This window comes from Streptomyces sp. CLV115 (assembly GCF_038448545.1).
Lineage (GTDB): Bacteria > Actinomycetota > Actinomycetes > Streptomycetales > Streptomycetaceae > Streptomyces > Streptomyces sanglieri.
On sequence record NZ_JBCEWQ010000290.1, the window covers coordinates 1 to 4,685 of the forward strand.

At 71.3% G+C, this 4,685-nt stretch carries 6 protein-coding genes; 3 read left to right on the plus strand and 3 right to left on the minus strand.

What is annotated here, in order from left to right:
• Positions 1–34: 34 nt before the first annotated feature.
• Positions 35–769 (minus strand): ABC transporter permease, encoded by a 735-nt coding sequence (locus tag AADR41_RS41295; RefSeq protein WP_342287541.1) that lies wholly within the window; start codon positions 767–769, stop codon positions 35–37.
• Positions 770–1,147: 378 nt separating this feature from the next.
• On the opposite strand from AADR41_RS41295, the gene AADR41_RS41300 reads away from it, so the two are divergent.
• From AADR41_RS41300 to AADR41_RS41310, 3 genes are all read left to right on the plus strand, one after another.
• Positions 1,148–1,792 carry an HNH endonuclease family protein gene (locus tag AADR41_RS41300; RefSeq protein ID WP_342287542.1) on the plus strand — a complete coding sequence of 215 codons (645 nt, stop codon included), beginning with the start codon at positions 1,148–1,150 and terminating at the stop codon, positions 1,790–1,792.
• A 902-nt stretch (positions 1,793–2,694) separates the two neighbouring features.
• Positions 2,695–3,147: a DoxX family protein gene (locus AADR41_RS41305; RefSeq protein WP_342287543.1), complete on the plus strand. Its 453-nt coding sequence runs from the start codon at positions 2,695–2,697 to the stop codon at positions 3,145–3,147.
• A gap of 318 nt (positions 3,148–3,465) precedes the next feature.
• Entirely contained in the window at positions 3,466–4,137 is a 672-nt protein-coding gene (locus AADR41_RS41310) for a DedA family protein (protein WP_342287545.1), read from the plus strand.
• Here AADR41_RS41310 and AADR41_RS41315 read toward each other — a convergent pair.
• Both AADR41_RS41315 and AADR41_RS41320 read right to left on the minus strand, forming a co-directional pair.
• Positions 4,124–4,348, minus strand: a complete 225-nt coding sequence (locus AADR41_RS41315) for a DUF2277 domain-containing protein (protein ID WP_072483455.1) — start codon at positions 4,346–4,348, stop codon at positions 4,124–4,126. The genes AADR41_RS41310 and AADR41_RS41315 overlap by 14 nt on opposite strands.
• A 66-nt stretch (positions 4,349–4,414) precedes the next feature.
• On the minus strand, positions 4,415–4,685 hold a 271-nt coding region (locus tag AADR41_RS41320; protein WP_342287547.1), incomplete at its 5' end, for a DUF1214 domain-containing protein.

The window sequence follows — 4,685 nt, forward strand, 5'->3', positions numbered from 1 at the left end:
GCCCCGGGCAGCCCCCGCCCGCCCGGGGTCGACGTCACACCCGGTGCAGCCGCCCCCGCGCCACCAGTTCGAGCACCGTCGTGACGGCCACCACCTGCACGGCCATCAGGGCTACCAGTACGAACAACTGCACGGCGCCCGCCTGCACCGGTGAGGCGCCGCCCAGCAGCATGCCCACGAACGCCCCCGGCAGGGTGACGAGCCCCACCGTCCGGGTCTGATCCAGCCCCGGCAGCAACGCATCCGACGCCGCCGGCCGGGCGATCTCCAGCCGCGCGTCACGGTCGAGCAGCCCGAGCGCCATCCCCGCCTCCACCTCCCCGCGCCGGCTCGTCAGCTCGTCCAGCGCCCGCCTCCCGCCGAGCACGGTCGCGGTCAGCGCACCGCCGATGAGGATGCCGGTCACCGGGATCAGCGCGATGCCCCGGACCGGCACGAGCCCGGTGAGCAGCAACAGGGAAACCACCGGAACGACTCCCGCCGCGATCGGCAACGCCGCCCACCACCAGGTGCGATTGCGGGTGATCCGGCGCCCCGCGGTCCGTACCGCCACGGCGTACATCAGCGCCACGAACCCCAGCAACGGCGGCAACGAACGGACCACCCAGCCGATGAGCAGGGAAACCGCGGCGAGTTGGACCGCGGCCCGCAGCCCGGCCAGCAGAATCTCGCGGGCCCGGCCGAGCGAGGCCACCGCGGCGACCGTGGCCGCCGCGGCGAGCAGCAGGGCGAGTACGACACCGAGCGTGATGTTGACCGGTAGCAGCACGCGGCAACCCTACGACCCACCGACCCCGAACCCCACCGGATCGGACCGCCCCGTACCCGTCCCGTCCCGTCCCGAACCACACCAGACCGCATCGCACCACACCGCACCGCACCGCACCGGACCGCACCGGACCGCACCGGACCAGTCGAGCGAATCGCCTCCCGGCTCCGTCGACTTGTCGCCACGTCAGCCTGCGCGCCCGCGCAGATGCGGACGTACGCCCCCATGCTCCAGTCCTGTTGGTCAGAACCCTTGATGTGACGTGACCATGTCGCCACTCTGTTACCTGGTGCCCACCCCACGGAAACCTGGCACCGCCACGATGGCCGGGCCCCACGGGTCACCCGTCCAAAGTCCCCCCACATCAAGGGAGTTCGTATGTCTGGTGTCTACGCGCGTCGCATCGCCGTCGTCGCCGCATCCGCCGCCTTCGCCGCAACCACCGGTCTGCTCACCGCCCCCACCGCGCAGGCAGCCATGCCCACCCCGGTCTCCGCCTCGACCGCCCGCACGTACCTGAGCGAACTGACCGTCTCGGCGGAGGGTTCGTCGAGCGGCTACAGCCGCGACAAGTTCCCGCACTGGATCACCCAGTCGGGCGCCTGCAACACCCGCGAGGTCGTGCTGGAGCGTGACGGCACGAACGTGGAGCAGAACTCCAGCTGTGCCGCCGTCAGCGGCAGTTGGTACTCGGAGTACGACGGCGCCACCTGGACCGCCGCCTCCGATCTGGACATCGACCACATGGTCCCGCTCGCCGAGGCCTGGCGGTCGGGCGCCAGCAGCTGGACGACCGCCCAGCGGCAGGCGTACGCCAACGACCTGACGCGTCCGCAGCTCATCGCGGTCACGGACAACGTCAACCAGTCCAAGGGTGACAAGGACCCGGCCAAGTGGATGCCCTCGCGCACCGCCTACCAGTGCACGTACGCGCGCGCCTGGGTGCACGTGAAGCACTACTACGACCTGACCGTCGACTCGGCCGAGAAGAGCGCGCTGCAATCCGTCCTGAACGGCTGCTGAGCCGGCCGTCCGGACAACTGCCGCGCAAGCGCCCGACCACTCCTCCCCGGTCGTTCGTTCCACATGGGTACGGAGCCGTGCAGACCGCACGGCTCCGCACCCATGTGCGCACACCCTTCCCTTCCCGCCCCCTCCCACCCCGGCGCGTTTTCGGCCGAGTACGGCCGAGTGCGACCGATCGCGGCCGGTACCCGCACACCCCGGAAGCCCGCCGGGCAGCGACGGCCGGTGCTCGGCACCCGGCGGACCCGCCGGACCCACGAGAGCTCCCTCACCGCCCCGCCCCGCACGGGGCCGTGACGCCTCACCACCCCGGCGCGCGCCACCACTGGTCCACACATCGCCGCCGGAGCGTTCGGGGTCGTTCGCCCGACGAACACTCCGGCGGCAGTCCATGCGCAGCCGGGTGATGCGCCCCTTACATGCGCGGCGGAACCGCGCCGCCCGCCCCGGCACCGGACAGTGCCCCGGGAACCGCATCCGGCAGCTGACCTGCCCCGCTCACACACAGCTCACCCCCGGACCACCCGCAGCCGGCCTCCGCCCCGCCCGGAGCCACCCGGGGCCGCACCGCACGGCGAACCGGCGGACCGCTCGCGCGGCGACGGCCGGACGGACGCGTCACCGGCCAAGTGGTACAGCCCAGGCGGACCACGCCCCGACAACCTGCCCACAGGCCCAACTCCACATGGCCGGAAAGCTGCGCTGCCATTGGTTCAGGCCAAGACGGCAAGCACAGGTTCGCAGTTGGAGGCGGTGCCGGACCGAAGCCTGACCGAGAAACATGGGGCGGCTTTCAGCCAGTCGACATAATGTTGAACTTGCAAGCATTGGTGAGGTTTCCCTAATCTGAGGCACCCGATCGGTTCACGTCCCCACCAGACCGAAGGAGCCCTCCCCCCATGCACGCACGCTTGAACCAGGCTCAGCCCTACGCACTCGGCCTCTTCCGGATCGTCATCGGCCTGTTCTTCACCTGTCACGGCGCCGCCTCGCTCTTCGGCGTCCTCGGCGGCATGAACGGCGGATCCATACCCACCGGCACCTGGCCCGGCTGGTACGCGGCGGTCATCCAGCTCGTCGGCGGCATCCTGGTGACGGCCGGACTCGGCACCCGTGTGGCCGCCCTGATCTGCTCCGGCTCCATGGCATACGCGTACTTCAAGGTCCACCAGCCCGAGGCGCTGTTCCCGCTGCAGAACGGCGGCGAGCCCTCGGCCGTCTTCTGCTGGGCATTCCTGCTGCTGGTCTTCACCGGACCCGGCGCACTGGCCCTGGACCGGCTGTTCGGCCGGGACGGCACGGAGCACGACAAGGACCGCACGTCCGAGCAGGCACCGCCCGTAACGGTCTGATCCGCCCGGTCAGCAGGGCCGTTCCTCACGTACATCCGGACGTGCGTCCAGGCGCACATCCAGACATGGATCCGGTCGCACATCCGGGCACACATCTGGACGCGTACCCGGGCGTGTATTCGGGCGTGTATCCGGCGCGTATCCGGGCATGCGCCCGGAACCAAAGCTTCCTATTTTCCGGGTGTACGTGAGGTTCCCAACATCGTCCGTATTTGTCGATCACCGGATGAACGTCAGGCGTACGCTGTACAGCTGACCCTGCCGCTCCTGCCGCTCCCCTGCGACGTCGCGGCGTTGTTCCGAATCGGGGAGTAGTAGGTGCTTGAGAGTGTGGGCGCACTGACCAGCAGCCCATGGATCTACGTCGTGGTCGCGCTTTCGGTGCTCCTGGACGTATTTCTGCCTCTGCTGCCCAGCGGGGTACTGGTGATCACCGCCGCCACGGCCGCCGCCGCCGGTTCGACGACCGTCGCGGGCGCGGGCGCCGCCCAGCAGGTGACCGAGGTCCCCTCACTCCTCGCCCTGATGCTCTGTGCGGCCACCGCCTCGGTGCTCGGCGACCTCGTCGCGTACCGGCTGGCCTGGCGCGGCGGGGAGCGCCTGGACCGGGCCATCGCCCGCTCCCGCCGCCTCACCTCCGCGCAGGAGCGCCTCGGCGCCGCCCTCGCCCGGGGCGGCGGCATCCTCGTCATAATCGCCCGCTTCGCCCCGGCCGGGCGCTCGGTGGTCTCCCTGGGGGCGGGCGCCGCGCACCGCAAGGTCAAGGAATTCCTGCCCTGGTCGGCCCTGGCGGGCGTGGCGTGGGCCGGTTACAGCGTGGGTCTCGGCTACTTCGGCGGCCAGTGGCTCGGCGCGACATGGGTGGCCACGGCGGTCTCGGTCCTCGCCCTGTTCGTGGCGGGCGCCCTGGCCGCCTGTCTGATGCGCCGCCCGGCAGCGGAAGCGGCCGCTGCGGCATCGGCGGCCGCCACGGCCACTACGGCGTCCTGACCGCACCCCGGATCTCCAGACCGTCCAGCAGTCTGACGGTCGCCTCGGTGATCTCGTCGACGGCCCGGTCGAACACCTCCTGGTTGTGCGCGGCCGGAGCGCGGAAGCCGGACACCTTCCGTACGAACTGCAGGGCGGCGGCCCGGATCTCCTCCTCGGTGGCCTCTTCGGGGATGGCTGGCGGGCGAAGGGTCTTGATGCTGCGGCACATGACTCAAGTGTGAACCGCACCACTGACAATCGCCCTCCCCCCACCGGCCTCCGGCCCCCGCTCCCCTCACCCGACCCGTTCGACGGCGGGGAGTGCGTACGTACCGCCGAGGATCCCGGCCCCCGGCGCGCGGAGCCGGAGCACGAACAGAAAGTCCCCGTCGGGCGTGGGCAGCCAGTTCGCCGCCGCGACCGGGTCGTCCGGCCGCTCCCGCTGGACCCGGACCGTCAGCGAACCGTCCTCCGCGTACGCCGGAACGCGCCCCGCCGAGCTCTCGCCGATCCGCGACCCGGCCACGTGACGACCGGCCACCCCGCACCCGGACCCGCCACCCCCT

What these genes read in the sequence shown, in the direction of transcription:
- AADR41_RS41300 (WP_342287542.1), top strand. Translation starts at nt 1,148, where the DNA reads ATGTCTGGTGTCTACGCGCGTCGCATCGCCGTCGTCGCCGCATCCGCC.
- AADR41_RS41305 (WP_342287543.1), top strand. Translation starts at nt 2,695, where the DNA reads ATGCACGCACGCTTGAACCAGGCTCAGCCCTACGCACTCGGCCTCTTC.
- AADR41_RS41315 (WP_072483455.1), bottom strand. Translation starts at nt 4,348, where the DNA reads ATGTGCCGCAGCATCAAGACCCTTCGCCCGCCAGCCATCCCCGAAGAG.